Raw genomic sequence first — 3,049 nt, 5'->3', positions numbered from 1 at the left:
GGATCGGGCGGACGCTGGCGTCCGCCCGATCCGGTCACTTCTTGCTGGCTTCGCGCAACGCCGAGTAAGCGTTGAGATAACCGGCGCCGACTTCCCAGGAGGCACGTCCCGCCATCGGTGTGGCGGTACGCTCGATCAGGTCCTTGACCTGGTCCGGGGTCAGGTTCGGATTGGCCTCCAGCACCAGCGCCACCACACCCGCCACATGCGGCGTGGCCATCGAGGTGCCGCTCATGGTGGTGTAGAACGGCAGCTGCGCCGGCGCGATCAGCTTTTCGTCCTTCTGCGCGGCCAGCGGCGGCAACAGGCCGGTGGAGGCGCGGGTGGAGATGATGTCCACGCCCGGCGCGGTGATGCTGGGCTGGTTGATGTGGGTCCAGCTCTTGCCGTCGGCGGTGGTGAAGGTATCGCGCTCGCCGGCCTTGCCGCGCGAGGAGAAGTCGGCCAGCGTGCCGTCGACGTTGCCGGCGGCGACCGAGATCACCCACGGCGCCTGCGCGTACGGATTGTGGGTGTCTTCCTTGGGACCGTCGTTGCCGGCGGCGAACACGCTGACGATGCCGCGCTTGTACAGCTCGTAGGTGGCGACGTTGACCGGATCGGCCGGATCGAACTTGCCGGAGGTGCCCCAGGAGTTGCTGACGACGCGGATCGGATCCTTGAAGCTGTTCTGGTGCGAGGCCGCGTAGTCCAGGCCGCCCACCGCATCCAGCACCAGCAGCACACCGCTTGAGCCGTAGCCGACCAGGCTGGCGCCGGTTGCCACGCCGCGGTACTTGCCGCCGGACTGCGCGCCGCTGCCGCCGACCGTGCCGGCGCAGTGGGTGCCATGGCCGGAACCGGCGTCGGTGTTCGGCACGCCCTCCAGGTAGGTGACCGGCAGCATCGAGTTCAGATTGTGCAGGTTGGTGTTGGCCAGCACGTTCTGCACCACGCGGTCGCCATAGGCCAGATCGCGGTGGGTGGCATCGATGCCCGAGTCGTTGATCAGCACGCCGACGCCGCGGCCGGTGTACGGCACGGTGCGGCCGAAGTCGCCCGGATTGCTCTGCGCGCGGTCGACCCCGGTGGCCTGGCGCGCATCCTGGTTGAAGTAGCGCAGCGGGGCGTTGTAGTAGATCGAGGCGACGTCGTCGCGCTCGGCCAGCGCCAGGATCTCCTCCGGCGTGGCCAGCGCACCGGCGATCGGCAGGGTCTGCATGCTGACGCCGCGGGTGATGCCCAGGTCGTGCAACACGGTCAGCTGCGCCGCCGAGACCGGCTTGGACTGCTTGTAGGTGATGACGATCTGCAACTCGTCGGTCAGCGGCGTGCTGGCCAGCTTGGACTCCAGCAGGCTGTCCAGATGCGCGGCGGCTTCGGCCTTGCCGCCAGCGAAGACGCCGCTGGCGAGCACGGCGCAAATGCCGATGGCGAGTGCGGGACGACGGATGGGCATCTGGAATCTCCGGTTGGTGGGCCCGGGACGGGCGGGTGACTGCAGCCTGACGCGGCCGCGCGGTGGCGCCTATCCGGGATCGCCCCTACTGCGCGTGGGTGGAAACACCCAGGGCCGCGTGCATCGCCCGTACGGATCGGTATGATCGGGACGAAGGCCGCTGCCGCGCGCCGCGGTGCCGGGCGGAACGCAGGCGCGGTGCACAGTGCCGGCACATGCAACAGGGGGTTTCAGATGCACACGATGTTCGCAAGGGTTTGCCTGCTGTTCTGCGCCGTCGCGGCGTCCGGCGGGCTCGCCGCGCAACCGCTGCCGGTGCAGGTGGACGTGAGCGGCAATGTGGCGACGGCGGCCATCGGCGCCGGCCCGCTCCCGCTCGCGGAACTGACGCTGGAGTTCGACAACGCCAGCGGTCTCAGCCCGGCCAACCTCGGTCTGAGCGCAGAACTGCTGACCCCGGCCCAGGTCACGGCCTTGCTGCCGCGGCTGCCCAGCACGCAAACCGGCCAGGTGCCGTCGCAGTTGCCGCTGCTGATCACGGTGACACCGCCACCGAGCGGCGGCCTGACGTTCCGGCGCGTCGTGCATGTGGAGCTGCACACCCATGCGCTGGCCTATACCGCCGACAGCACCCTGCGCCTGTTCAAGGCCCCGGAGGGCGGCGATTTCCGCGACATCACCGATGAGATCGCTCCGGGCAGCGTCCGCGCCCGCGGCACCACCGGCGGCTTCTCGCAGTTCATCGTGCTCCACGACCTGCGCCCGACCGCCAACGTGGTGGCCGCCAAGCTGAGCCGGCTGCAGGCGCTGGTGGCGCAGCTGCCCGCCAACGAGGCGGCGCCGCTGGCCGCCATGCTGAACAGCGTACAGAGCGCCCTGGCCAATGCCGACTACACCGCCGCCACGGTCGCGCTGGACGGGTTCCGCGAGCAGGTGTCGTCGCGCGCCGGCCATGGTATCGCGCAAACCTGGAACGCCGGCATGAGCGCAGGCAACCCCGCCGGCGAACTGCTGGCCGGCGCCGCGACGCTGCGCTTCTCCATCGACTACCAACGTCTCTACGCGCCTTGAGCGCTGCGGGACCGGTCGCACGCACCGCGACGGAGGACACGCCGCGATGCCCGCGCGCCTGACTGCCTACCTGCCCGACGCGCCGGCACCGACGCTGCTGCTCGCCGCCGGGCAGACCCTGGCGATCGGCCGCGCGGCCGACAACGCGCTGGCGCTGGAACACCCCTCGGTGTCGCGCTGGCACGCGCAACTGCAGCCGCAGGCCGACGGCCACTGGCAGTTGCACGACCTGGGCAGCAAGAACGGCAGCTACCGCGATGGCGTGCGGGTGGCCGCGCCGATCGCGCTGGAGACCGCGACCTGGCTGCGCTTTGGCGACATCTACGCCGAGTTCGCCCCGCTCAGCCCGGCCGACGCGGACCTGGCCGAACGCCGCCAGCGCGCCCGCTGCGATCGCGCCACCGCCCTCACCCAAGGGCTCGCCCAGATCGGCGGACTCGACGATCTGCTCGGCGCCAGCCTGGACGCGGTGGTCGAACTGGCCCAGGCCGAACGCGGCCTGCTGGTCCTGGCCGAGGCGCACGGCCAGCGCGTCGCGGC

At 70.8% G+C, this 3,049-nt stretch carries 3 protein-coding genes; 2 read left to right on the top strand and 1 reads right to left on the bottom strand.

Features of this window, described 5'->3' with window-relative positions; all coding sequences use genetic code 11:
* Positions 1–34 precede the first annotated feature (34 nt).
* Complete coding sequence (locus D180_RS10080; RefSeq protein ID WP_017912698.1) at positions 35–1,438, bottom strand: S8 family serine peptidase; 1,404 nt, start codon at positions 1,436–1,438, stop codon at positions 35–37.
* 234 nt (positions 1,439–1,672) lie between these two features.
* On the opposite strand from D180_RS10080, the gene D180_RS10075 reads away from it, so the two are divergent.
* Positions 1,673–2,509 (top strand): DUF6689 family protein, encoded by an 837-nt coding sequence (locus D180_RS10075; RefSeq protein ID WP_017912697.1) that lies wholly within the window; start codon positions 1,673–1,675, stop codon positions 2,507–2,509.
* Positions 2,510–2,555: 46 nt separating this feature from the next.
* Positions 2,556–3,049 (top strand): FHA domain-containing protein (locus D180_RS10070; protein WP_017912696.1); only part of this gene is annotated, 494 nt, incomplete at its 3' end.

The organism is Xanthomonas sp. SHU 166, assembly GCF_000364685.1.
In the GTDB taxonomy this organism is placed as follows: Bacteria; Pseudomonadota; Gammaproteobacteria; order Xanthomonadales; family Xanthomonadaceae; genus Xanthomonas_A; species Xanthomonas_A sontii.
The sequence above is the reverse complement of the archived record's forward strand: the minus strand, read 5'-3'. Positions and strand labels throughout refer to the sequence as shown.